This window comes from Halonotius pteroides (assembly GCF_003605635.1).
GTDB lineage: Archaea > Halobacteriota > Halobacteria > Halobacteriales > Haloferacaceae > Halonotius > Halonotius pteroides.
Genome location: NZ_QMDW01000001.1, coordinates 106679 through 130809 on the forward strand (window position 1 = coordinate 106679; position 24131 = coordinate 130809).

A 24131-nucleotide genomic window follows, 5' to 3' on the forward strand; every position below is an offset into this window, starting at 1 on the left:
GGCGAACGAATGGAGCTATACGCACGCGGTCGACACCTACTACGCGACCAACCCGGGCTTGTGGTCGTCGCGGTCGCCACTCTGCTGTTGGTCGGTGACCTCCTCGGAAAGCTGCTCGGCGACGGCCTCACTGCCGCGCGGTTCGGCGGGTTTGTCTGGGACGGGCTGGTGATCGGGCTACTCATCGGGCTGGCTGGGATCGGCCTCTCATTGACCTACAGCATCCTTGGATTTGCGAACTTCGCTCACGGCGATTACATCTCGTGGGGTGCATTCTCAGGGTGGGCCGTTGCCTATCTCTTGGCTGGCATTGATCGGTATGCCGCCGGTGGCTTGTTGCTCATCGGGGCTGGTGACGGCCCTGCCCCCGGCGATGTCGGCGTCAGTATCACAAACACCCCTCTCAGCATCGTCGCCGGGCTCGTCGTCGCCGTCGGCTTCACGGTCGGCATCTCGCTGCTGATCGATCGGGCAGTCTACCGGCCGATCCGTGATGCTGACGGGATCACACTGCTTATCGCAAGTATCGGGGTCGCCTTCGCACTCCGGTATCTAATCGTCTTTTTCTTTTATAGTGGTCGACAGGGCGTCACCGACATTAGTCGGGTTCCGTCCTACGACATCGGCGGCGTCGTCATCAACGCCCACGAGCTCACAATCGTCGTCATCGCTCTCGTGTTGATGGTCGGCGTCCATCTCCTCTTACAGCGAAGCAAGCTCGGCAAGGCGATGCGGGCGATGGCCGACAACCGCGATCTCGCACAGGTGACCGGAATTCCGGTCGAGGGCGTGATCCGAACAACGTGGATTCTCGGCGGTGGGCTGGCCGGCGCGGCCGGCTACCTCGTCGTCCTTACACAGGGCACCATCGCTTATGATCTCGGCTGGTTGCTGCTACTGTTGATTTTCGCTGCCGTCATCATGGGCGGGATCGGCTCAGTGTACGGCGCGATCGTCGGTGGTCTCGTCATCGGGTTGGCGAGTCGGCTGTCGCTGATCTGGCTGACCGGCGATCTCTCCAGTTTTGCCGAGCCCGTCGCCTTCGGGCTGATGATCTTTGTGCTGTTGTTCCGTCCAGAGGGTATCTTCGGCGGGGTGAGTACCGCATGAGCAGCGATCAGTTCCAGACCGGTCGGCTCACGCAGTTCCGCGAGCTGCTCGAACGCTCCGATGCCGCACTCGTTCTCACAGCGATGGCCGCGTTCTACCTGCTCTTTCTGGGGATCGGCGCGATTCTCAACTACGATGTCGCGGGCCTCATCTCGATTCTCGGCCAGGTTACCTTTTTCACCGCGGTCTACGCGCTGATCGTTCTCGCGTTAAATCTCCATTGGGGGTACGCCGGACTGTTCAATATCGGGATTGCTGGCTTCATGGCCGTCGGCGTCTATACGATGGCGATGTTGACCGCGCCGCCGACAGGCTCGCCGCCCGGCCTCGGTCTCCCGGTCGCGGTCGGGATCGTCGGCGGCATGCTCGCGGCCGCACTTGTTGGGCTCGTGACCGCGTTGCCGGCCCTCCGGCTGCGCGCCGACTACCTCGCCATTGTCACGGTCGCCATTTCTGAGATCATCCGGTTGACCTACAACTCCCCGGCGTTTAGCACGTTCACGCTGCCCGGCGGTATTGCTCTCGGCACCGGCGGGGCCAGCGGCATCGGTACCGTCCCGAGCAACCCCGTTCAGGCGATCTACTACGTCGATCCGAGTAGTGCGGCGTCAGGAACAACGCCGATCGGGGCCGCTATCTTTGGTTTCTTTGAGGCTGTATTCGGCGTCGTGCGGAGTGCCGTCATCGTCGACCTCACCTACGGGCTGGTGCTTGCAGTCGTTGTGTTCCTCGTCTACACGCTGTTGGCTCGCGTCGGCAACTCGCCGTTCGGTCGCGTGCTCAAGGCGATCCGGGAAGACGAGGTCGTCGCCAAATCACTCGGCAAGGACACCAACCGCTTCAAAATCAAGACGTTCATGCTCGGCTGCGCGCTGATGGGGCTGGCCGGCGTGCTCTGGCAAGGGTTTGGCACCGGCGCGGTCTACCCGCAGGCGTTCCGCCCCGAGCTCACCTTCTACATCTTCATTGCGGTCATCATCGGCGGGGCTGGCTCGAACACCGGCAGCGTCCTCGGTGGGGCAGTCTTCGCCAACCTGCTTTTCCTGTTGCCGCAGTATCTCCCAAACATCATCGAACAGACGTTTTCGATCCAGGCCGACCCCAACAACTTCATCGCCGCGGTCGGCCCGATCGCAGCCGGCGAGATCGCCCCCCTATTGGGCTACATCCTGAACCAACGGCTCCCCGCGCTCCGGTTTGTCTTCGTCGGTGTGTTGTTGGTCTATCTGATGCAAAATCGCCCCGAGGGGTTGCTCGGCCACCGCACCGAGACGGCTGCGGCGGTCAATCTTAGTGAGGGCCACACAGCAGCAGAACAAACCGGGTCGGATCTAACTGCCCCCGAGGGAGGTGTCGACGATGAGTAGCGAGTCAGCCGTCGATGGTGTCGGTGAAGATTCCGCCGCCATCAACGCCGCCGGAGACAGCGGTGAAGAACCACCGCTCCGCGTCGAAAACCTGCGTAAAGAGTTCGGCGGCATCACCGCCGTCGATGGGGCGTCGTTCGAAGTTGCCGATGGATCCCTGACCGGGTTGATCGGGCCGAACGGCGCGGGGAAATCGACGACGTTCAACTGCATTACCGGGGTTCAGGAGCCGACCGGCGGCGCGGTCTACTTCAACGGGTCGGATATCGCCGGCCGTGCGCCGAACGCTATCGTCAACCGCGGGCTCGTGCGAACCTTCCAGATCGCCCGCGAGTTGGCCGAGATGACCGTCCTCGAAAACCTGATGCTCGCCCCACAGCGACAGCAGGGCGAGGCCCTCTACCGGTCGGTACTCCCGCCGTTCAGAGATGGTGTGATCGAGGAGGAAACCGAGCTGCGCGAGGCGGTGTGGGAATCCCTTGAGTTCTTCGAGATCGACCACCTCGCCGAGGAGCAGGCCGGCAATCTCTCCGGCGGCCAACGAAAGCTGCTGGAGTTGGCTCGCGCGCTGATGACCGACCCGGACATGCTGCTGTTGGACGAGCCGTTTGCCGGCGTCAATCCGACCCTAGAGGCGAAGCTGCTCGACCGCATCAACCAACTGCGAGCCGAGGAGGGGCTGACCTTTCTGTTGGTCGAACACGACATGGACATCATCATGGAGCACTGTGATCCCGTTATTGTGATGCATCAGGGCCACGTCTTGGCCGAGGGTCGTCCCGGGGAAATCCGGAACAATGAGCGCGTTGTCGATGCCTACTTTGGTGAGCAACGATGAGTGAGACGACCGCAACCACCGAGGTGGCGACCTACGACGACAGCCTGCTGTGTGTTCGGTCGCTAGACGCCGGCTACGGCGACCTCCAAATCCTCGAAACCGTTGACCTCGATGTCGCCGACGGCGAGTACGTCACGATCGTCGGGCCAAACGGCGCGGGCAAATCGACGACGATGAAATCGGTCTTCGGGCTGACGACATACATGGGCGGTCAAATCGAGTTCAACGATGAACCGATCCACGGGCTCCGCCCCGAAGAGATCATCCACCACGGAATTGGCTACGTGCCGCAGTCGGACAACGTCTTCCCGTCGCTGTCGGTCACAGAAAACCTCGAAATGGGCGCGTATGTACTCGATAGCGTACCCGACGACGCCATGCAGGCCGTCTACGACCGGTTCCCCATCTTAGAAGAGCGACAGGGCCAGAAGGCGGGCACGATGTCGGGTGGCCAACAGCAGATGCTGGCGATGGGGCGGGCGTTGATGCTCGATCCTGACCTGCTGTTGCTCGATGAGCCGAGTGCCGGCCTCGCGCCCGACCTCGTCGACGACATGTTCGACCGGATCGACCGCATCAACGACGATGGGACGGCGATCCTCATGGTCGAACAGAACGCAAAGGAGGCACTCAAACGCTGTGACCGCAGCTACGTCCTCGTCCAAGGGAAAAATCGCTACGAGGAGGACGGCGACGCGTTGTTGAACGATCCGGCGGTCAGAAAGCAGTTCCTCGGCGGCTAAGACGCGGGCTTACGCGGAGAACGCGATTTCCTCGATGGTCTCGACCCCACCGCCCTCCTGGAAGCCGAACAGTTCGTAGGTTGCGGCCTTGAGGTCGCCGTTGTCGTCGAAGTCAACCGCACTGGAGGCACCCTTGTACTGAATCTCGGTACCCTCAGCAGCCATCGCTAGCCCGTCAGCCAGCGTTGATGGTGTCACTTCCTCGCCGCCAGGATTGGCGACGGCCTGCATCTGCTCGGCGATTGCCGGGCCGCTGTTTTCGCCGGCGGCGGCATTGGCAAGCAGGCAGACGGCCGTTGCGTCAAAGGCCTGTGAGGTGAAGACGCCGGGTTCTGAATCGTAGGCGTCCTGATATTCGGTGGTAAAGAACTCATTGCCGGGGCCGGCCGCAAGCGGTGCGGTGCCCTGCACGTTCGACATCGCGTTGCCGACATCGCTCGGCAGGGCCGAGTCTCGAAGGCCATCGGTGACGAGGAACGGGGTCTCGCCGGCGTACTCCGAGTAGAAATCGCGGAACAACTGGACGCCGCTTTCTGGGTAACCAATAACGATGACGACACCCGGATCGTCGCTGAGGGCTTGACTCAGTTGCGAGCTGTAGGAACTCGCACCTTTTGGGAACGAAACCTGGTTCTGCACGGTTCCGCCGTACGCCGAGGCGAAGCTCTCGGAGAGAAGCTGTCCGTAGGAGTTGTTGACATACAGCGTCGCCGCCGTCGACGCGCCGATGTTCTCGCTGGCGACCTGTGCCAGCACCTCGCCCTGCAAGGCGTCGGTCGGCGGGGTTCGCCAAATAAGGTTGTTGTCGTCGAGGTCAGTAATCGCTGGCGACGTTGAGGCTGGCGAGCAGCCGACGACACTATTCGGAATAAACACGTTCTCTGCGACCTGAATCGTAACTTCGGAACCAGCCGCACCGGTGACAGCCGGGTAGCCAGCGTCGACGAGCGCGCTTGCGGCCGTCTGGCCGGCGTTGGGATCGGTCTGTGTATCTTCGACCTGGCTGTCGATGGTGAACTCGGTGTTCCCCTCAAGCAGCGTGAACGGGAGCGTCGCGCCGTCACGGATCGGCTGGCCGAGATTGCCGAGCCCACCGGAAAGCGGCATCAACACACCTTGGCTGAGCGTTCGACCGCCGCCATCGCCGCCGCCGTTGCCGGCACAGCCAGCCAGCGCGACCGTTCCGCTTGCACCCAATGCTTTCAGGACATCCCGTCTTCGTATGTTGTGTGACATATTTACCCACACGTACCTGACAGCTCGTATTAAATCCCAGGGGTAGTCGCGAAACGAGCCGACACAGTCGGGATCCCGTCGGTGAAAATGCAAACACAGCGCGGTGAGGCGTCAGTAACGAGGCAACACCAGCATGGCTGTCTCGGGTTGGGGGTGGTGTCAGTCGTGTGGATGCAACTGGTCGATCGCCTCATGTACCGACTCCGTCCGACCGAGAATCGTCAGGTGATCGCCGTACTCCAAGTTGAGGCTGGCTTCCGGCACGGTGTTTTCCTCGTCGCGGCTAACGAGTGCGACGATACAGCCTTCGGGGAGCGTCTCGTTGACATCGCTGATCGTTTTGCTGGCCAGCGATTCGTCGGTCACCTCAACCTCCTGGACGTCGCCGCTGCGACCAAGTTCCGTCATCCACCGCGACATCGCCGGCCGCTCGATGAGGTTGTCGATCCCCCACGCTGTCGAGGCCGACGACGAGATGGTCTTGACACCAAGCTCCTCGAAGGCATCGACGTTGTCCGGCTCGTTGACGCGGGTGATGACCGTCTCGGTGTCAAACGTCGATTCCGCAAGCTGTGCCACAAGCAGGTTGGTATCGTCGTCGCCGGTGGCCGCGACGATCGTTTTCGACTGCTCACCCCCGGCTTTTCGCAGCAGTTCAACGTTTGTGCCGTCACCCTCCCGTACACTGAGCCCCTTATTACGAAGGGCCTCGGCCGCCGACTTTCGCTCCTCGATGATCACGACATTCTCGCCGCGTTCTTCGAGTCGTTCAGCCAGTTCTGTACCGACACGTCCGCCGCCGATGATGAGTACACGCATTGGAATCACGTTGAACCATTCCGCAAGCTGTCGTGCAAACCCGCCCTCAAAGACAACTGTAAGCAGGATCACCAGAAAGACCGTGCCTGCAAGAATACTCGCGCCCTCCGGGTTCGAGGGGGCCGCCGGCGTTCCGAGTTGGATCGCAAACAGCGTGGCGACGCTGGCGGGGATAATCCCACGCGGGCCAACAAAGCTCATAAACAGTTTTTCACCGCGGGTGAACCGATCGCCGGTCGTTGACAGAAACACTAACAGCGGTCGCAAAACGAGGGCGACCACCGCGACAACAGCCAGTCCAGCGAGCCCAAGATCCAGCAGGGTCTCAAACTCGATCAACGCGGCAAGGGCGATAAAGACAAACGAGAGGACGATGATCGTGATATCGCCCTTGAACTCCTCGATCTCGGCCTCATACGGCAGGCCAACGTTTCCGAGGACGATCCCAGCGGTTGCCACCGCCGCAACCCCGGATTCGGTCACGATCGTATCCGCGGCACTGTAGGCCACAATCGCGCCAACAAGCGTCAGCAACCGGGCGTTCTGTGGCGTCCAGCCCGTTGGCGTCCGCACACGGGTGAGGAGAAACCACAAGATCGCCGAGATAACGAGCCCGATGAAGACACCGACGCTCAATCGCTCGATAAAATCAGTCAGATACGCCAGCGGTGTTGCCCCCTGTGCTGCGAGGAGTTTGAAGATTACAACCGCAAGGATTGCCGCTGTCACGTCGTTGACAATGCCTTCGGTTTCAAGGGCGGCAGCAACGCGATCACGCACCGGGACGACCGCGAGAATTGGTGTAATAACTGTTGGCCCAGTGGCAATAAGTAAGGCCCCGATGAGTGCCGCGATCCCCCAGGTAGTGTTGAGAAAGAACCGGATAGCAAGCGTTGTGCCGATAAAGGAGAGCGCGGCCCCAACTGTGATCAGCCGGAGTGCTGCGGAGGGTGATTCACGCAGTTTCTCGATCTTAAGATGAAACGAGCCCTCAAACACGATGATTGCCACGCTCAGCCCAACGATCGTTGTGAGAGCCCCACCGAAGACATCCTGCGTGACAATCGAGAGCCCTTTTGGGCCGACGGCAACGCCGGACAGAATCAAAAAGAGAACACTAGGGACACGAAATCGGTCTGCGAGCACCTGTGATGTGACGCCTAAGCCGAGGATAACCGCGACGATCAACAGCATGTTTGTACCACCCTCACCGACAAGCGGAATCATCGGGTTCCCCCGGCGTGCTGAACCCAGCGAGTGGTGGCCATCAACAGTTACCTTACCCTCATCAACGTACATAAGTAGCTTTGTTGCGCGCCGTCAGTGGCTCACGGTATCGACGCCCAGCGGCTGGGAGTCGGTCGTATGCTGCGTAACGACGGTTCCGGTGGCGTTAGCCACGACCGCTACGTCCTCCACAGCTACCGGTTCGTTTCAAGCCATTCCAGCGCGGGTTCCAACGCCGTCTGCGGCGGCGAACAGGTAAACGACTCACAGGCGTAGACTGTTGGCTCGCCGTCGATAGCTTCCCGGTCGGCCCAAACCGGCGGCGCGGCCTCCAGCCCGAGTTCGTCAAGCCACGCTTGGAGTTCTGATTCTGTCGGGGGGCGGTGGGCTAGTGTGACACCCGGCAGGTAGCGGTCGGCCAACGTCTCACGCCAGTCGGTCGGGAGATCGTCGGCCGCAACGGTGAGTTCCGCACCGCCATTGGTGTAGCGATCAGCCGCCAGCGTCAGCGAGACGTGTTGGAGCGGATTCCCGGTGATGCGGTTACTGTGGGTCGCCAACACCTCACCAGCGATCTCTCGGTAGTCGGCGTCGGCAACGAAGCCATCAAGCTCACAGAGCAGATCAACGGTCGCGCCGAGACTCGATGGTGTCGAGCTATCGGTGAGTTCCTGTGGGCGTGTCACCAACTCTTCGCCGTCATCGGGGGTGAAATAGATCGTTTTTGTCTCCGCGTCCCAGAACGCTGAGACGATCGTCTCGGCGAGATTAAGCGCGACACTGAGGGGCTGGAGGTCACCGGTCGCCTGATACAGGTCGAACGCGCCGCGGGCAAGGAAGGCATAATCCTCCAGATACCCCTCGCCGGCAACATCGCCGTCGATGAACCGCCGTTGGAGCCGGCCTGTCTCGTTGTCGAGGAGGTGGTCGGTGACAAAGTCCAGTGCGTCACGGGCCGGCCCGGCATAATCGGCGTCAAGAATGCGTGCGGCGTCCGCATACGCCGAGATCATCATCCCGTTCCAGCCGGCCAAGATCTTCTCGTCGCGTGGCGGTCGGGTTCGTTCCTCGCGAGCCGCAAACAGTGTGTCGCAGGCGTTGGATAGCTTGGTGGTAACCACATCAGTCGTAAGGTCGTGGTCGTCGGCGAGTGTGTCGATCGTCGTTGAGACGTTCAACACGGTCGTCCCGCGCTCGAAGTTGCCACCGTCGGTCACACCGTAGCGCTCACAGAACAGCGTCGCCGCCGGGTCATCGAGGTGGGCATGAACATCCGCAGGCGTCCAGACGTAGAACGATCCCTCCTCGTCGCCGCTTCGGGCATCAAGCGTGCTGTAGAAACCGCCATCGGGGTGTGTGAGCTCGCGCTCGACAAACGCTAGCGTCTCATCGACAGTCTCAGCGTATCCCTCATCGCCGGTGAGTTGGTGGCCAGCGAGATACAGCGGTGGCAACCCGGCGTTGTCGTATAACATCTTCTCGAAGTGCGGCACCGTCCACTCACGGTCGGTCGCATACCGATGAAAACCACCGCCAAGGTGGTCGTACATCCCGCCGTCAGCCATCGCATCAAGCGTTGCCGTCACCGCCGTTAGTGCGTCGGTGGTGCCGCTGCGACCCGCTGTGCGCAACAGTAGATCGAGCCGCCCCGGCTGGGGGAACTTCGGGCCATCGGAGCCGAAGCCGCCGTACGCGTCGTCAACCGAACGGAGTGCGGTTCGAACCGCGCTGTCGAGGGTGTCGTCGCCCGGTACCTCGCCTGTGCCGTCGGCGTCGGGGGTGTCGTACTTGTCGCGGGCGGTGTCAACCCACTGCTCGGCGCGGGTTTGCATCTCGCTTCGCTCCTCGGGATCGTTCCATGAGGCTGCGATCTTGTCGAGAAGATCGAGCAAGCCCGGCATCTGTCCCTGTGGTTCCTTCGGGAAGTAGGTGCCAATATAGAACGGACTGCCTTCGGGGGTGAGCCACGCCGTCAACGGCCAGCCGCCGCGGCCGGTGACGCGCTGGCAGATCGACATATAGATGCTGTCAATATCCGGTCGTTCCTCGCGGTCGACCTTGATCGGGATGAAATCCTCGTTGAGCCGCTCGGCGACAGCGTCGTCCGCAAAGCTCTCCTCCTCCATGACGTGACACCAGTGACACGCCGAGTAGCCGATCGACAGAAAGATCGGCTTGTTCTGTGCTTTGGCTGCTTCCAGAGCGGTCTCATCCCACGGCTGCCAGTTGACGGGATTGTCCTTATGTTGGGTAAGATACGGGCTGCCTTCCTCGGCCAATCGATTACGACGCAGTGGATCAGTCATCATCCCACGTCGGCGCGGCGGACGCAAAAAAGATCGGTGTCGGCACCAGCGGCGTGCAACCGTCCGCGGTTAGCCGGTTGGTTGGGTAGTCTGATTTGCTGCTTGGGCCCGCTGTTGTTGGAGTTCTTCGAACTGGTCAGGGCTAGTCAGACCGGTAACCATGTCGACGTTCATATAATCGAGGAGCGCACTCTCAGATCCCGACACGAGCAGCAGCGGTGAGCCGCTTGGTGGAGTGATCGAATCCTCAACAGTCAGTCCGAGCGATTCGGCCTCTGTGGTCGCGCTGTCGACAAGCTCGTCGGTGAGCTCGCCGCGGAGTTCCGAAACCTGCTGGCCAGCTTCCTGTCGGGAGATGCTGCCGTTCTGAAGCTCCTGTCTGAGCCGTTGGTTCTGTGTCTGCAGTTCGGCCTGTGCGTCCTCCGATAGCTGCAGGAAAGCGGTGGCGCGTCGCTCTGATCCCGGTGCCATACAGCCGGCAGCGGCCAACCCAAGGCCGACACCGCCGGCGGCAAGCAGTCGTCGTCGACTCACAGACGGCGTCTCAGTCATATGGTTGTTCGCTACTGACACCACATATAAAACCGCACTGATCGACTGCCGACAACGAAACGATGCTGCATCTGGATCGCAACGGGAGCCAATACGATTACACGGCTCCCCCGACGACGAGGTGTATGGAACCACCAGAAACGCCCCCAGAAGACCCCGCAGCCGCAAGCGATGCGTTGGCTGCCCATCTGACTGCCACGGCCGAGCGACCGATCCCACCGGCAACCAATCGATGGCTTGGCGAAGCCGAAGCAGTGGCACAGGATGCAGCCAGCGACGAGATCGATCCGACGACCAGACGGCAGCGAGTCCAGCAGGTCGCCGGGCTGTTAGCTGAGGCCGATGCGACCGGCGACGAGAGTGCCGACGAACACATCGCTGCCGCTCGCGCCTGCTGTCAGGTGATACTCGACAGGTAGCCCACGTGATTATCCGACCTGGCCGCAGGCATCGATCAGCCCAAGAAGAGTCTCACGGGCTGCTGTTGGATCGACTGTCTCGGCGACGGCGTCGACAACGTCTGAGGGGCCGCTGTCGGGCGGCCCCGCTGGGGTACCACCGCCGGCAACGTGGTAGTCTCCATCGGCCGCCCAGACACCAAGGACGGCGGTGATCGGCACCGACAACAGCGCGGGCGCGGTATCGTCAGTGCGATTGGAGACATCGGTGCGCTCGTCGGCAACAGCCGAGGAGTCGGTGGGATCACGATCCTGAACCGATCGTCGAACCAGCCCGCCGTAGGTGACAAGTAGTCCGTCGGTGTCGCCGATCAATCTGTCGCGTCGACCGCGTTCGGTGACCTGTTCGATACCGCGGTCGGCGAGGCGGTCGGTGAAGCCAGCGGCCGCCTTGCGTCGCACCAGCTTTGTCAGCACCGGCCCTGGGTCGCGTGGCGGTGCAAGCCGAATGCGACTCACAAAAAAGAACTGCCAGGGGTGATCACAGCCGGTCTGGGCGCGAATCCGCTCGCGTGCCTCGGTCTCCTCAAACACGACCGTATGCGTATAAACGGTCACAACCGGCGTCGAAAACGCTTCCTCGACGCTGGCGTCAGTCTCCTGCCAGCCGGCCAGGTGGTCGCTCGGAACGGCTGGCCGGGGGATGTCCATCTAGTGGTCGTCCTCGCGCCACTTGTGTTCACACTCGGTACACACGAAAAAGCGGGTCTCGCTTTCGTCGGCCGCACGGATCTGCTGCATATACCAGTAGGCGCGGTCGTTGTCACACTCCGGACAGGCCGCCGTCGTCGTCGGCAGCCCCTTGTCTTCGGCATCGCTGATGTCGATGATCTCGCCTTTCTCCTGTCCTTCGGTTGTTACCATCGCGGCCTCGGCGGCCTCATCGCGGAGCTTCTCGAAGCCACACGACCCACAGACCCACTTGTCGTCCTCGGTCTTCAGCATCGACCCGCAGTCGTCACAGAATTCCATTAGCGGGAGGCAATCAACTGTCGTACTTAAACCACAGGGTTGCGACGGTGATCGGTGGCTACCCGAAACCCGGAACCACGATATGGGATGGTCGCAAACAGCCGATATGAGCCTCACCGACGAGGAGCTTTCACGGCTGGAAGATGTCGTCGAGCTCCAACCGACGAAAAACGGCGAGCTACAGCAACGCTGGGCCCTAGACAGCGGCAGCGAAGTCCATCAGTATCTCGAAGACCACCTCAAAGACTACTACTACCGCGACGACGACAGCCTCATCCGTTCAACACCGGAGGCCGTCGAGCTCACCGGTGTTGAGCCGGGCGTTGCCCCGCCGGCCGACGGCGAAGCCGACGACGCGCCGCCGAGTTCGGTTCGACTCTCGCCGCTGGAGGCCAACGTGTTCGAAACTGTCGCTGGACCCGATGAGCGGTCTGAAAGCGTCGTCAGCGTGCTCAACGGGCTGCGAGCGGTCTCCGATATCGACCCCGATGTTGACGATGTCCGGCAGGCCCTCCAACGACTCAAGCGGATCGGTGTCGTCGAAGTCAGCTACCGTGCAGTACCGACGTTTCGTGCCTGTGTCGACCGCGAATCGGTATCGGTGTCGACAACCGAAGACTGATGACGACGACCGAGCACGAACTGCAACTGCGAAAATACCAGTCCATACGTTTATATCGGGTGAATATCAACAAATAACCATACTCGATGAGCAACAGCTGGAAAAATGCATCATCTTTCAGCATAGATGCGGAAATAAATCTCTTTGTCCGCACTACCGGCCTTCCGGCAACATCCGAGAGGCGGACGACCTGAATGAAAACCCTCGAACGCGACCTTGGGCTGCCGACGGTGCTGGCGATCAGTATCGGTGCGATGATCGGCAGCGGCATCTTCATTCTGCCAGCGTTGGCACTCGACATCGCCGGCCCGTCGGTAATTCTCGCATACCTGCTGGCCGGGGTGTTGGTCATTCCGGCGGCTGTCTCAAAATCCGAGATGGCGACGGCGATGCCGGAAGCCGGCGGCACCTACCTCTATATTGAGCGCGGGATGGGGCCGATGATGGGCACTGTCGCCGGCGTCGGGACGTGGTTCTCGCTGGCGTTCAAAGGCGGTCTCGCCTTGGTTGGCGGCGTCCCATACCTGTTGATATTTTTCGATCTGCCGACCAAACCGGTCGCGGTCGCTCTGGCGGTTGTGTTGATCCTGATCAACCTTGTCGGCGCGAAACAGACCGGTCGACTGCAGGTTGCGATCGTTGTCGTCATGCTTGCCGCACTCGGATGGTTCGTTGTCGGGAGCGCGCCACAGTCGACGGGAACAAACTTCTCGCCGTTTTTCGGCGGCGGGCTCGGCGGTCTGCTTGAGGCGACGGGCCTGGTGTTTGTTTCCTACGCCGGGGTGACAAAGGTTGCCAGCATCGCCGAGGAGGTCGAAAAGCCTGATCGAAATATTCCACTTGGGATCCTCGGCTCGCTGGCGTTTACCACCCTCCTGTACGTGTTGATCGTCGCCATCATCGTCGGCGTCACCGACGCAGGGACGGTCGCCGGCTCAGCTACCCCGGTGGCGGCGGCGGCCAACCAGACCCTCGGCACCCTCGGTGTCGCCGCGGTCGTATTGGCGGCAATTCTTGCGTTGGTCTCGACCGCCAACGCCGGAATCCTCTCGTCGTCCCGCTATCCGTTTGCGATGGCCCGCGACGGGCTCGTCCCTGAATCGTTGGCAGCGGTCAGCGACCGGTTCGGAACACCATCGCTGTCGATCACGCTCACCGGTGCGGTGTTGGTGCTGCTGATCGCCTTCGTCCCGATCGTGGAGATCGCCAAGCTTGCCAGCGCGTTCCAGATTCTCGTCTTTATCCTCATCAACGTCGCACTCGTCGCGTTCCGCCGCGGCGACACCGACTACGAGCCGAGTTTCGCCGCACCGCTGTATCCATGGATGCAGGGCTTCGGCGTTCTCAGCGGAATCGTCTTGCTGACACAGATGGGAACGATCGCCATCACCGGCGCGGTCGGTATCACGGTTGGCAGCATCGCGTGGTATTTCCTCTATGCCAGCACGCGAATCGACCGTGAGGGGGTTGCAGCCGATGTTGTCCGCCGAGAGGTCGGCCGGAGCCGCATCGCCGAAACAGAGGACGCACTCGACGAACAACGATATGAGGTGCTTGTGGCGATCACCCGTGATATCAGCCGGGAACGCGAGCGAGCACTGCTTGAACTCGCTGCCGATCAGGTCAGACCCCACGACGGCCGGGTCGTTGCCGTCTGGTTCGAGGAGGTGCCGGATCAGGAGCCACTTGCGACCGCCGCCGAAACCCAGACGCCGGCTGAGGTCGCCTTCGAGAGCCAAACCGACGAGTTGGCCGCGGAGCTTGGGATCGAGGTCGATGTCGGCGAGATCGTCAGCCACGACACGAAACATTCGATGGTCAACTTCGCCGATCACCGCCGGGTCGACACGATCGTGGCCGAACACGAACGGCTCCGCCTTCGCTCGCGGCTTATCGGCGACCCGATCGACTGGATGGTTCGTCACGCCCCCTGTGACGTGCTGTTGGTCGACAATCAGGGCTATGACAGCCCACAGGAGATCGAACTCCTCGGCGATGGAAGCCCGTTCGACCCAACAGCGATCGCTGTCACCGATACTGTCGCTGTCGCCAACAACGGCCAAGTTACGCTTCGGTTCCTCCCGTCGACCACCCCCGCCGAGAAACGCGAACGAACCGTACAGGAGTACCGGGACGAACTTGCGGGGTTGCTCTCGGTGTCCGTCGAGTTGGATACGACCCCGACAGCAGATGCCGTCGCGTCGACGCCGGATGTCCGGATCCAACGCGGGGCGGACTACCGGCTCAGAGGGGCGTTCCTCGATCGAAAGCCACGGGCACCGTCGAACTGTACGGCGATTACGGTCTACCCCGAGAGGGCAAACCAACCCGGCTTTGTGCGGCGGCTGGTCGAACGCGTCCTCTTTTAACGCTGTTGGCGCGTTCGCTCAGCCCGCTGTTCCAACAGGCGGCGGATCCCGGCTCCCGGCCCGCCGTCGATCGGCCAACCGTTGGTGCGCCATGTCGGTGGTTCAGGTTCGAATGCTTCGCAACTACCACTACACACTGATGACGACTGATGGCACTCCTTGGCAGCACACCATGGAATCAAAAGCCGGCCAGTCCGTTGCAGCTCAAAATGCCGGCAATCTGGTCGCATCGTCGCCTGATAGTCCCGCCAGCCGCGGCCATAGGCGCGTTCAGCGAGTTCAAGTCGGCGTGACACCCGGTCGTCGTCATCATGAGTCGGTGTCACCGACGTTGGATGCCAGGCGACGCTGGCGGCGTCGGCGTCGACGCCACCGGCGAAATCAGTCGTCAGGATCCCGGCCTCAACCGGGAGTGCTTCCAGCAAAGCTGGCTCGACGGTCGCCCCGGTTTCGGCGGTGGCAACCCAAACCTCGTCGGCGAGGTCGGCTTCGACATCGTGATCGATCTGTTCGGCCAGTCGGTCGGCCGCCGCGGCGTCGAGATCCGGTTTGTTTTCGATCGCGATCAGCCGCCGCACCCAGTCGGGGTAGGGAGCGATCCGTTTGAGCTGAATCCGGTTGCCCTCGCTGCGGGTCTGTACCACGCCACGGTCGGCCGCACGGTGGACGGCTTCGCGGACATATCGCCACGGATAGTCGGGCTCGGGGAGTGGGTCACGGTACCATGCCCACTCAGCGGGCGCGTTGCGGACGACATGCAGGAGGTCAGAATCGAGTTCGTCGTCGCCGAAGGCCGCCCGGGCTTGCAGTGCGTCGCGGTTACACTCGACAACGACGGTGTCCCAGCGCCGGTGTTTGGTGCCGAGTTGCCGAGCAACAAGATACGCCGCGTCATCGCTGGCTTGGGTGTCACTGCCGGGCGGCCACGCGAGTTCCGCCCACCGACAGACACACAGCTCGTAGGTAAACTCCGAGTCGGCGGTTGCAGGGCCGGACACGACCCGGATTAGATGTAATCGCCCTCCGCTACAAGCCGCTCATCGAGAAACTCGTCGGCCTGTTTGAGGATCTCTCGGGGGCCGTCTTGGGTGATTGTATTGAGGGCCTGCTCGTAGTCGCGCCACTGCAGGTCGCGGTGTTCCGTCGAGAGCTCCGCGCTGGCCTCAAAGGAGTGGGCGATGAAGAGATGCACCGTCTTATGAATCGTGTCGCCGCTGGCCTGGAACACGTAATCGTAGTCCTCACGGAAGCCGTTGATGAGTCGAAACTCCTCGATCCCGGCTTCCTCCGTTACCTCTCGGATCGCAGTTTGCTGAAGCTCCTCGTCTCCTTCGACCCCGCCTTTCGGGAACTCCCAGTCCCCTGGTCGGCTTTTGAGGAGCAAATACTCCCGGCAGCCACGGGTATCGCGGAAGAGGATCGCTCCAGCACTGGTTGCCTCAACCGTCATTGCGCTCTGCTACGGAGGCCCACCCTAAGAGGGTATCGGAGGCGGCGGTACCACGCTCTCGGTCGAACAGCCGGCAACCGACCGAGAACGGAGTCCGGTCGTGCCATCGTGGATGAGAGGGTACCGCACGCCACGGGCCGGTAGACGGGCTTTTACTGCTTGCCGTCTCAGGGGTGGATATGACCTTCGTCACCAAACTCACCTTCCAATCCGGGGATCGAGCCGTCCTTACGGAGACGGTCAACGAGCTAAAGCAACTGGTCGAGCGGAAAGGTGGCCAGTGTAAGGGGCCGCATACCTCCCCCGAAACCCGGCTCACCGTGCCTCAGTATCAGACGCTCCAGCCCGGCGATAGTTTCCCAAACTGGGAGTACAGCGTGTACGAACGCCGGATCGATATCCACGGGGCGGAACATATCGCCAACGAGGTCGGTCACATGGAGTTTCCCGACTCGATCCACGTCGAAATCGAGGTCGAACAACAGCAACCGTTGGGCGGCAACTAAATCTGTTTGGCCGAGCAACTGGTTGCTGATTTGACTAGTTGTTGTGGTATTGGGATTGTATTCCACACATAACGGTTGAATGGAGAAAGATTCACTTTGCTGAGCGTGGTAGATAAACATATGACGGAGTCGCCAGCCGATAGAGGGGCCTTCGAGTTTGATCCCGACGTTGTGGAGTTAGCGGATGAGCTGGCGGAGGCGTTCATTCTCGAAGAGCTCGATCCGGCACTGTTAGACGACCTCAATAAGGAGTATCTCGAACTGTTAGCCAGCCAATCCCCCGAAGAACTCCACATGGATATCGAAACACCGGTGTTGGCCGCCGCGGTACAGGTCGCCGGGATGGTCGTCGGCCGGATGGAAGCCGCCGAAACCCGAAATATGGGTCGCCCCTCCCGGATCCCGTACTCACAGTAGCAGACGGGCCTCGACGACATAGATCGACGACCCGAACCAGCGATGCGACCACAACCATGGGCGACGCTTCGCCACGGTCGCCGCGTTTTATTTTCGCTGCCGTCTTGATGCTGGTATGGACGACCCCACACTCGCTGCTCGCTACCGTACGCTTCGTCGCGATCTCCACCAGTATCCCGAACCGGCGTGGTGTGAGTTCTACACGACAAGCCGCCTGATCGACGAGCTTGAACGGCGCGAGATAGACAAACTCCGGTATGGCTCAGCGATCCACGCGACCGAGGGTCGCCGAAACGTCCCCGATGACACGACGCTCACCGAGTGGCGGCAGCGTGCCCGCGAGGCCGGCGCAAACGACGACGTACTCGAAACAATCGGCGACGGCGTCACCGGCGCGGTCGCCGTCGTTGAGCGCGGCGACGGGCCGACAATCGCACTCCGGGTCGACATCGACGCGTTGCCGATCACCGAAGCCGACAGCGACGATCACCAGCCCACAGCCGCAGGGTTTCGCTCGACGAACGAGGGCTACATGCATGCCTGCGGTCACGACGCGCATGCGACCATCGGGCTTGGCGTGCTTGATCGGGTGCTCGGGAGCGACTTCACGGGCACGTTCAAACTCATCCTCCAGCCCGCAGAGGAGACGATCTCCGGCGGCAAATCCATTGCTGACTCCGGAGTTCTCGACGATGTCGACGCCCTGCTGGCTCCGCATATCGGACTTGACCACCCCTCAGGCGAAGTTGTCGCCGGCATCGATGAGTTTCTTGCTGTCCGACAGTTCGAAGCGACGTTTAGGGGTGAATCGGCCCACGCTGGCGCACGGCCCGAAGCCGGCGATAACGCGGTGCAGGCGATGGCAGCTGCCGTTCAAAATCTCTACGGGCTGTCGCGCAACTCCGCCGGCGGTACCCGTGTCAACGCCGGCCGTGTCGGCGGCGGCACCGCGAGCAATATCGTTCCGGAAGAAGCCTTCATTGAGGGCGAGGTTCGCGGCGAGACAACTGACCTAATGGAGTACATGTGGGATCGCGCCGAGGATGTGCTAGCAGGAGCGGCGACGATGCACAACTGCGAGGTCACCATCGAGCGACTGGGCGACGCGCCGAGTGCCCACAGCGACGCCGCACTCGTCGAGGTTGTCGACCGCGTCGCCCGCCGAACGACCGGCGTCGACACCGTCGTTGCGTCTGATAGTCTTGGCGGCAGCGAAGATGCCACGTATCTCATGCAGCGCGTCCACCAACGGGGCGGACTGGCAGCCTATCTCGGCGTCGGCACCGATCATCCGGGCGGCCACCACACGCCAACATTCGATGTCGAAGCGCAAGATATCGCCGTCGGGATCGACCTGTTGGCCGGTGTTATCGCCGATCTCGCAGCCGATGTCTCGGCTGGTAACGCAGACGCAGCCTAAGTTAGCCGCCGAGAACGCCGAAGCCGAAGGATTCCAGCCCGAAAACTGGCCCCCACAGGACGTGCAGCGCGACGCCAACGACGAGCGCGGGGATCGTCGTGTAGATGCTGGCGATAATGGCGGCCTTCTTGTCGATCGCGATCAGCGGGAACAGCGCGTCGCCATCCTGGCTGATCGCGTTGGCGGCCAGCGCGGAGAATGGGATTCCGCCCTGAGCGTAGGCACCCGCCAGGACGATCTGTGGGCCACAGCCCGGAATCAATCCCAATAGCGCGCCGCCAACCGGCGCGAAGACGCCCGCCGCGGCGGCGACGGCGGCGATATCGATCTCGAAGAAGGCGACGGGATACTCATAGAGCAGATAGGCAACAAGCACCCAGACGGTGACGAAACTCGTCTCCATAGCGGCATGTTGAAAAGTGCTATACAGACTCCCGAAGGACTCCCGGGCGCGGCCGACCTGCCCCTCGCCGATGTAGTGTCGCCCGATGAGATAGAGGTAAAACGACAGCGTCGTGCCGGCGATGCCGACAACCGTGAACAGGCCGGCGAAAGACCCACCAACCGACAGCGGCACCGCCGGCGCGCCGCGAGTGAGATAGGTGACGCCCAACCCAAGCGCCAACACCGCGGCCACCCACCACAACACATGTATCGCATGGCTGAGCGGCGTCAACACGGCCGACTCGCGGTCAGGGCCGGCCTCGTGGCTGTGGCCGGGCGTCTCACCGGCATACGTGTGCGCCGGATTTGAGCTCCGGCCGATGACACTGGTTGCGGTGCCGCCATCGGTCGCGGCCATCTGTAGGTGACTCACCGCGCTATCGACGCGGCCGACGCCCATCCCGAAGCGGTCGATAGCGTACCCCGAGCAGACCGCCGCGCCGAAGGCCAGCCCGTAGGCGTAGAGGGCGGCTTCCGGGGCCAGCGCGAGAATGACAAACGCGGAGTCGCCGGCGGTCGCGATCAGCGTCGCCACGACGGTGCCGAAACTCACTGTCCCGCGAATATACAGCGGCATCATCACGATCGCTCCGCCACAGCCCGGCGTCAACCCCATCGCCGCGCCGACAAGCGGTTGGTACCGGCGGTTGGATTCCAGTCGCTCAACGAGTGCGCCCTTGGTTCGATACTGGACGTAGCTGAACGCGAGGACAGTTACCGCGACAAACGCGCTGACCTGTACGTAGCCGTCTCGTACCGAGGCGAGGAAGATATCGAGGATCTCACCCGCCATCGATCCACCTCCGATGAGAGAGTACCGAGGCTTCGGTGTGAATTAGAGGCATCTAAATATAGGATTAACCAGTACCAATATAACGGTTTCGGCACTGTAGATGGGCTGGACACGTGTTTGGCGGGAGCCAGCTGCGGTCTCATTGCAGTGCCGGGCCGATGACGTAGCCGAGATACGGCAGCAGAAAGCCAGCGACGTAGCCCGTGAGATGTCCCCACACATTGGTGCCGCGCGGGACAAGCACCAACGCGCCGACAACGCCGAAGACAAACACAGTCGTTCCGATCAAAAACGCCAGCTGACGATCGGGCGGCGTCGACCGCGCGGTGGCGACGACACCGGCTGGTGGTTTCAGCCACCAGAGGAGCCCACCGGCGAGACCCCCGGTTGCGAGACAACTCAGAGCGAGCAGCGGCTGGACGGGAAAGTACCACACCGAGGGGGCGGCAAAGACAACGGCCAACGAGCCGGTAAACGGCACCACACTCCATGCGGGGTCGATCTCACCGTCAGTAACCTCGCTGCCAGCGGCCACCAGCATGACCGGCACTGATCCGAGAAAAGCGGCGACGATCCCCGAAAACCCGACTGAGAGTTGGTTGGTGACCTGCCCAAGCGTCGCCAGTGTGCCCCAAGCGATACAGAATGGAACGCCGAGAAGATAGCCGACTGTCAGGCGGCGAAACTGCCGTTCCCAGCCAGCGATCGACACCAGCGGGTAGAGTCCAAACAGCGTCACCCAAAAGTTGAGCAGATTATCGACAAGGTGTCGACCGCTGACGTGAATGTAGTTCGCGGTAAAGGCTGTGAGCAGCGTCCGTCTGTCGGCAAACAACGAGTCGGCGGCGAGACTAAATCCCAGGCCGTCACCGACACCGAGCAGCCAACCGAAACTCAGCGTTGCTGGCAGTGCAACCAACAGTAGGTACTGCTCGGCGAGTGGCGCGGTTGTTGTGCGCCGCCACCAGCGTGCTGCGGTCACCGGCACGCCGAGCAGCGTGCGAAGCCGACCCAATGACACAGCCTACTCCCAGCGTTCGAGCAGCCCAGAGATGATTGCGATCGACGAGTCAAAGTCCGTGAGCTTCAGCCCGTCGGTCGTCACGAAGACGTCGCTGTCGCCGACCGCGCTCCGGCAAACGGTTGTGAGCTGGTCGGCGCGGCTCTCGGTGAGTGGCTGCCCGGACAACGGTTCTTCATCGCCCATGCTCCGCCGTTTGATGGCGGCCGGCTTCAAACCACGGATCGGTGTCGACAACACCAGAGCTACGTTTCAAACACCGATGCTTTGGCTTCCGTGAAGTGGGCTGCGGTGACTTCCAACTCGTCGGTGTGGTCGTTGGCTGTGGCCCCTTCGTACTGCTCAGTAAGCTCCGTGATCGCCAGCAGCGACGCCTCCCGGCAGATCGAGGTGAGATCGGCGCTGGAAGCCCCCTCCGTCGAGGCAGCGACCGCATCGAGGTCGACATCGTCGGCCAACTGCATGGTTCGCGTATGCACATCGAGCACTGCTTTGCGGGTCGCTCGATCCGGGTTCGGCACCTCGATCGATTGTTCAAGCCGCCCCGAGCGAAGCAACGCTCCATCGATGCTCTCCTGACGGTTCGTCGCGGCCAACACCACGAGATTCGGGGTATCGCTGAGACGATCGAGTTCGGTCAGCAGCTGGCTGACGACGCGGTCGCCGACGCCGGAATCACCACCCATGCTGTCGCGGTCACCGGCGATGGCGTCGATCTCATCAAAGAAGATGATCGCCGGTGCGGATTGTCGGGCGCGCTCAAAGACCTCCCGGACAGCCTTTTCGCTCTCGCCGACGTAGCGATCCAGTAGCTCGGGGCCCCGAACCTGGATGAAGTTGACCTCGCTTTCGCCGGCGATCGCCCGGGCCAACAGCGTCTTGCCGGTGCCCGGTGGCCCATGCAGTAACACCCCAGTCGGTGGCGTTGTATCGGCGGCATCGAACAGCGGGCCGTACCGCAGCGGCCACGTCACGGCCTGCCTGAGCTGTTCTTTCACCGCGGTGAGACCACCAACGTCGTCGAAATCGGTTGTTGGCTGCTCGGCGACATACTCCCGCATAGCAGAGGGTTCGACCGCCGTCATCGCCGTCTCAAAGTCCTCGCGGGTGACCTCGACGGCTCGGAGATCCTCGCCGGCCTGTCGGGTTCGACGGAGCGCGGTCATCGCTGCTTCCGTGCCGAGGCCCTCCAGATCAGCACCGACAAACCCGTGGGTTCGCGCCGCGAGTGTGTCGATATCGACATCCTCGGCCAACGGCATCCGGCGAGTGTGAACATCAAGGACTTCCCGCCGGCCAGCCTCGCCGGGAACCCCGATCTCGATCTCCCGGTCGAAGCGGCCGCCCCGCCGAAGTGCGGGATCCAACGAGTCAACGCGGTTGGTCGCGCCGATGACGATCACGTCGCCGCGGGCGTCAAGCCCGTCCATCAGCGAGAGGAGTTGCCCAACGACGCGGCTTTCGACATCGCCGCCGTCGTCGCGTTTGCCCGCGATCGAGTCGATCTCATCAAAGAAGACGATGGCAGGGGCGTCCTCGGCGGCCGCCTCAAACTTCTCGCGGAGTTTCTCCTCGCTTTCGCCCTTGTATTTCGACATGATCTCGGGGCCGGACACGGTGAGGAAGGTTGCATCAACCTCGTTGGCGACGGCCTTGGCGATGAGCGTTTTGCCGGTGCCCGGCGGGCCATGCAGCAGGACACCTTTCGGCGGATCGACGCCGAGGCGGGTGAAAACCTCCGGTTCCGACAGCGGGAGTTCGATCATCTCTCTGACGAGTTCGAGTTCCTCATCAAGCCCGCCGATATCCTCGTAGGTGACGCCGGCTTCCGGTCGCTGTGGCGCGTCGTCGCCGGCACCCGTCGCCCGGTCGACAGTGTTGCGGAGTTTGTCGCCGGCAGACCCGCCGGCGTCGCTGCCGGTGGTCGGCGAGACGGTCACCGTTGTCGACCCGCTCACCCGAACCGTGCCATCGGGATCGGTGTCGGTCACGACAAATCGATTGCCGGCGAGTCGTTCGATACGAACACCCTCGCCGGTTCTGATCGGCCGATCCCGCAGCCCGCGTTTGACCGCCGTTTCGATCGTCTCGTGGTCGATGTCAACGGTGCCGAGTTCCTCGGGTGCCTGCAGCGTCACCGCGGTTGCCTCGGCGACAGGCTCCTTTCTGACGCGTACCTGCTGGCCGACTTTCACGTCGGCGTTGGCGCGGGTGTCGGCATCGATGCGAACGGTGCCGTCAGCCACGTCGTGGCCGCCGGGCCAGACCTTGGCGACGGTCGCCTGTGTGCCCTCGATAACAACCGTATCACCGCTCAAGACGCCGAGTTCGCGGATCGCCCGCTCCGAGAGGCGAGCGATCCCGCGGCCGGCGTCGCGTTTCTCCGCGCTCTTGACGGTGAGACCCAAGCCCTCGTCGTCGCTCATACTCGCATTTGGGGTGCTGGTGGTATAGACGTCTCGACACGATCGGATGGGATGGTCTCTCCGGCGGTTCAGCGATCGTTGCTACTGCCGGCCGCAACACAACAAGTCGGTCGTTGCGCGTGTCTCGATGGTCGCCGAACAGTGCGAGACCGACGCCGGCGACACGCACAGAACGCGTCGCTCTCGATTCAACAGTTGGGGCAAAATAATTACGCAGCGCGTACGATCGGCGTGGTGGCTGTCGACACGCCGAAGCGGATCACAGTTCAGCCGATGTACCGCAGCTCTTCGTCGGGGATCGCCTGCGCTTGCTGTTGGGACTGCATCTCTTGGATCTTGCCGACGACCTCCTCCATCTCCTCGGCGCGATCCTCCAAGGAGCTGAAATCGACCTCGAAGCCGAGTACCGTTTCGAGCACCTCAAGGACAGCCTGCGCGCTCTTCGGGTCGACAAGATAGCCGCTCGTTTCGCCCATCAGACAGGCCGCATCAAGGCCACGGCGCTTGCCCAATCCAAGGATCAAACCGCTGACGCCAACGATGCCGCCCTCGGGCTCGTCGGGGCGGAATTCAACGCCAGCGTCTTCGAGTGTCGCTTTCTGATCGGCGGCACTAATTGCGCCGAGAACGGTGTACTCCTCGACGAGTTCGCCGGTCGGGACGCCGCCAAGTGCGTAGGCGGTCTCAACGCCGAGCGATTCCGCTGCATCGAGAAAGGCGGTGGTCAGGCGGTAGTGGCCATCGTTGGTGGCCGCTTGGTGGTCGCCGGTTAAGACGGCGAGATCAGGGCCGTCGCCGGCGGTTGTGACGGCATGGAGCTCGGCGCATGTGAGATCGGCGACCCCCTCATCGTTGACGGTGACCTGTGGGGGGAACTCGTCGGCGTACACCTGCCGTACCAGCTCGCTGTCAAGCTCCTCGACGAGATGTTCGGCGGCGAGCTTGCCGACATGGCCGACACCCGGCAGTCCTTCGATCAACACCGGATCGCGGAGCTCCGGCTCCGCAAGCGAGTTGATCTCGATTTCGTCCATA

Annotated in this window: 23 protein-coding genes; 10 read left to right on the forward strand and 13 right to left on the reverse strand. The window is 62.2% G+C overall.

What is annotated here, in order from left to right:
* Positions 1-9 precede the first annotated feature (9 nt).
* From DP106_RS00520 to DP106_RS00535, 4 genes are read left to right on the forward strand one after another with little or no spacing between them, the layout of a single operon-like run.
* Positions 10-1110, forward strand: coding sequence for a branched-chain amino acid ABC transporter permease (locus DP106_RS00520; protein ID WP_120082565.1), 1101 nt, complete (start codon positions 10-12; stop codon positions 1108-1110).
* Complete coding sequence (locus tag DP106_RS00525; RefSeq protein ID WP_120082566.1) at positions 1107-2477, forward strand: branched-chain amino acid ABC transporter permease; 1371 nt, start codon at positions 1107-1109, stop codon at positions 2475-2477. Before DP106_RS00520 ends, DP106_RS00525 begins: the two co-directional genes overlap by 4 nt.
* Positions 2470-3315, forward strand: a complete 846-nt coding sequence (locus DP106_RS00530) for an ABC transporter ATP-binding protein (RefSeq protein WP_120082567.1) — start codon at positions 2470-2472, stop codon at positions 3313-3315. Before DP106_RS00525 ends, DP106_RS00530 begins: the two co-directional genes overlap by 8 nt.
* On the forward strand, positions 3312-4058 hold the full coding sequence (locus tag DP106_RS00535; protein ID WP_120082568.1) for an ABC transporter ATP-binding protein: 747 nt from the start codon (positions 3312-3314) through the stop codon (positions 4056-4058). Before DP106_RS00530 ends, DP106_RS00535 begins: the two co-directional genes overlap by 4 nt.
* Before the next feature lie 9 nt (positions 4059-4067).
* Here the strand turns inward: DP106_RS00535 and DP106_RS00540 are convergent, their stop codons facing one another.
* From DP106_RS00540 to DP106_RS00555, 4 genes are all read right to left on the reverse strand, one after another.
* The gene (locus tag DP106_RS00540; RefSeq protein WP_120082570.1) at positions 4068-5294 is read right to left on the reverse strand and encodes an ABC transporter substrate-binding protein; all 1227 of its coding nucleotides are present in this window, start codon (positions 5292-5294) and stop codon (positions 4068-4070) included.
* Between the two features lie 159 nt (positions 5295-5453).
* Entirely contained in the window at positions 5454-7340 is a 1887-nt protein-coding gene (locus DP106_RS00545; protein WP_120082792.1) for a cation:proton antiporter domain-containing protein, read from the reverse strand.
* Positions 7341-7534: 194 nt separating this feature from the next.
* Positions 7535-9646, reverse strand: a complete 2112-nt coding sequence (locus DP106_RS00550; protein ID WP_120082571.1) for a thioredoxin domain-containing protein — start codon at positions 9644-9646, stop codon at positions 7535-7537.
* A 69-nt stretch (positions 9647-9715) separates the two neighbouring features.
* Complete coding sequence (locus tag DP106_RS00555; RefSeq protein WP_120082572.1) at positions 9716-10198, reverse strand: hypothetical protein; 483 nt, start codon at positions 10196-10198, stop codon at positions 9716-9718.
* Between the two features lie 125 nt (positions 10199-10323).
* Here DP106_RS00555 and DP106_RS00560 point away from each other — a divergent pair, with 125 nt between their 5' ends.
* Positions 10324-10617 (forward strand): hypothetical protein, encoded by a 294-nt coding sequence (locus DP106_RS00560; RefSeq protein WP_120082573.1) that lies wholly within the window; start codon positions 10324-10326, stop codon positions 10615-10617.
* Positions 10618-10626: 9 nt separating this feature from the next.
* Here DP106_RS00560 and DP106_RS00565 read toward each other — a convergent pair whose 3' ends face one another.
* Entirely contained in the window at positions 10627-11307 is a 681-nt protein-coding gene (locus DP106_RS00565; RefSeq protein ID WP_120082574.1) for a hypothetical protein, read from the reverse strand.
* On the reverse strand, positions 11308-11628 hold the full coding sequence (locus DP106_RS00570; RefSeq protein ID WP_120082576.1) for a transcription factor S: 321 nt from the start codon (positions 11626-11628) through the stop codon (positions 11308-11310).
* Between the two features lie 106 nt (positions 11629-11734).
* Here DP106_RS00570 and DP106_RS00575 point away from each other — a divergent pair, with 106 nt between their 5' ends.
* A complete protein-coding gene (locus DP106_RS00575) occupies positions 11735-12250 on the forward strand; it encodes a DUF5797 family protein (RefSeq protein ID WP_120082793.1) in 516 nt (171 codons plus the stop codon).
* A gap of 194 nt (positions 12251-12444) precedes the next feature.
* Positions 12445-14619, forward strand: a complete 2175-nt coding sequence (locus DP106_RS00580; protein ID WP_120082577.1) for an amino acid permease — start codon at positions 12445-12447, stop codon at positions 14617-14619.
* Here DP106_RS00580 and DP106_RS00585 read toward each other — a convergent pair.
* Positions 14616-15617 (reverse strand): DUF5787 family protein, encoded by a 1002-nt coding sequence (locus DP106_RS00585; RefSeq protein ID WP_120082578.1) that lies wholly within the window; start codon positions 15615-15617, stop codon positions 14616-14618. The genes DP106_RS00580 and DP106_RS00585 overlap by 4 nt on opposite strands.
* A gap of 8 nt (positions 15618-15625) precedes the next feature.
* Positions 15626-16069: a bis(5'-nucleosyl)-tetraphosphatase gene (locus DP106_RS00590; RefSeq protein ID WP_120082580.1), complete on the reverse strand. Its 444-nt coding sequence runs from the start codon at positions 16067-16069 to the stop codon at positions 15626-15628.
* A gap of 179 nt (positions 16070-16248) precedes the next feature.
* On the opposite strand from DP106_RS00590, the gene DP106_RS00595 reads away from it, so the two are divergent.
* From DP106_RS00595 to DP106_RS00605, 3 genes are all read left to right on the forward strand, one after another.
* Positions 16249-16575, forward strand: a complete 327-nt coding sequence (locus DP106_RS00595) for an uS10/mL48 family ribosomal protein (RefSeq protein ID WP_120082794.1) — start codon at positions 16249-16251, stop codon at positions 16573-16575.
* A 120-nt stretch (positions 16576-16695) separates the two neighbouring features.
* A complete protein-coding gene (locus tag DP106_RS00600) occupies positions 16696-16992 on the forward strand; it encodes a hypothetical protein (RefSeq protein WP_120082581.1) in 297 nt (98 codons plus the stop codon).
* Positions 16993-17107: 115 nt separating this feature from the next.
* Positions 17108-18412: an amidohydrolase gene (locus tag DP106_RS00605; RefSeq protein WP_120082582.1), complete on the forward strand. Its 1305-nt coding sequence runs from the start codon at positions 17108-17110 to the stop codon at positions 18410-18412.
* A 1-nt stretch (position 18413) separates the two neighbouring features.
* Here the strand turns inward: DP106_RS00605 and DP106_RS00610 are convergent, their stop codons facing one another.
* The 5 genes from DP106_RS00610 to DP106_RS00630 all read right to left on the reverse strand — a co-directional run bounded on the left by DP106_RS00610 (position 18414) and on the right by DP106_RS00630 (position 24130).
* Positions 18414-19649: a putative manganese transporter gene (locus DP106_RS00610; protein ID WP_120082584.1), complete on the reverse strand. Its 1236-nt coding sequence runs from the start codon at positions 19647-19649 to the stop codon at positions 18414-18416.
* Between the two features lie 139 nt (positions 19650-19788).
* Entirely contained in the window at positions 19789-20670 is an 882-nt protein-coding gene (locus DP106_RS00615) for a hypothetical protein (RefSeq protein ID WP_120082585.1), read from the reverse strand.
* A 3-nt stretch (positions 20671-20673) separates the two neighbouring features.
* Positions 20674-20856, reverse strand: coding sequence for a hypothetical protein (locus DP106_RS00620; protein ID WP_120082587.1), 183 nt, complete (start codon positions 20854-20856; stop codon positions 20674-20676).
* 59 nt (positions 20857-20915) lie between these two features.
* Complete coding sequence (locus tag DP106_RS00625) at positions 20916-23096, reverse strand: AAA family ATPase (RefSeq protein WP_120082588.1); 2181 nt, start codon at positions 23094-23096, stop codon at positions 20916-20918.
* Positions 23097-23362: 266 nt separating this feature from the next.
* The gene (locus tag DP106_RS00630; protein ID WP_120082590.1) at positions 23363-24130 is read right to left on the reverse strand and encodes a proteasome assembly chaperone family protein; all 768 of its coding nucleotides are present in this window, start codon (positions 24128-24130) and stop codon (positions 23363-23365) included.
* Position 24131 lies beyond the last annotated feature (1 nt).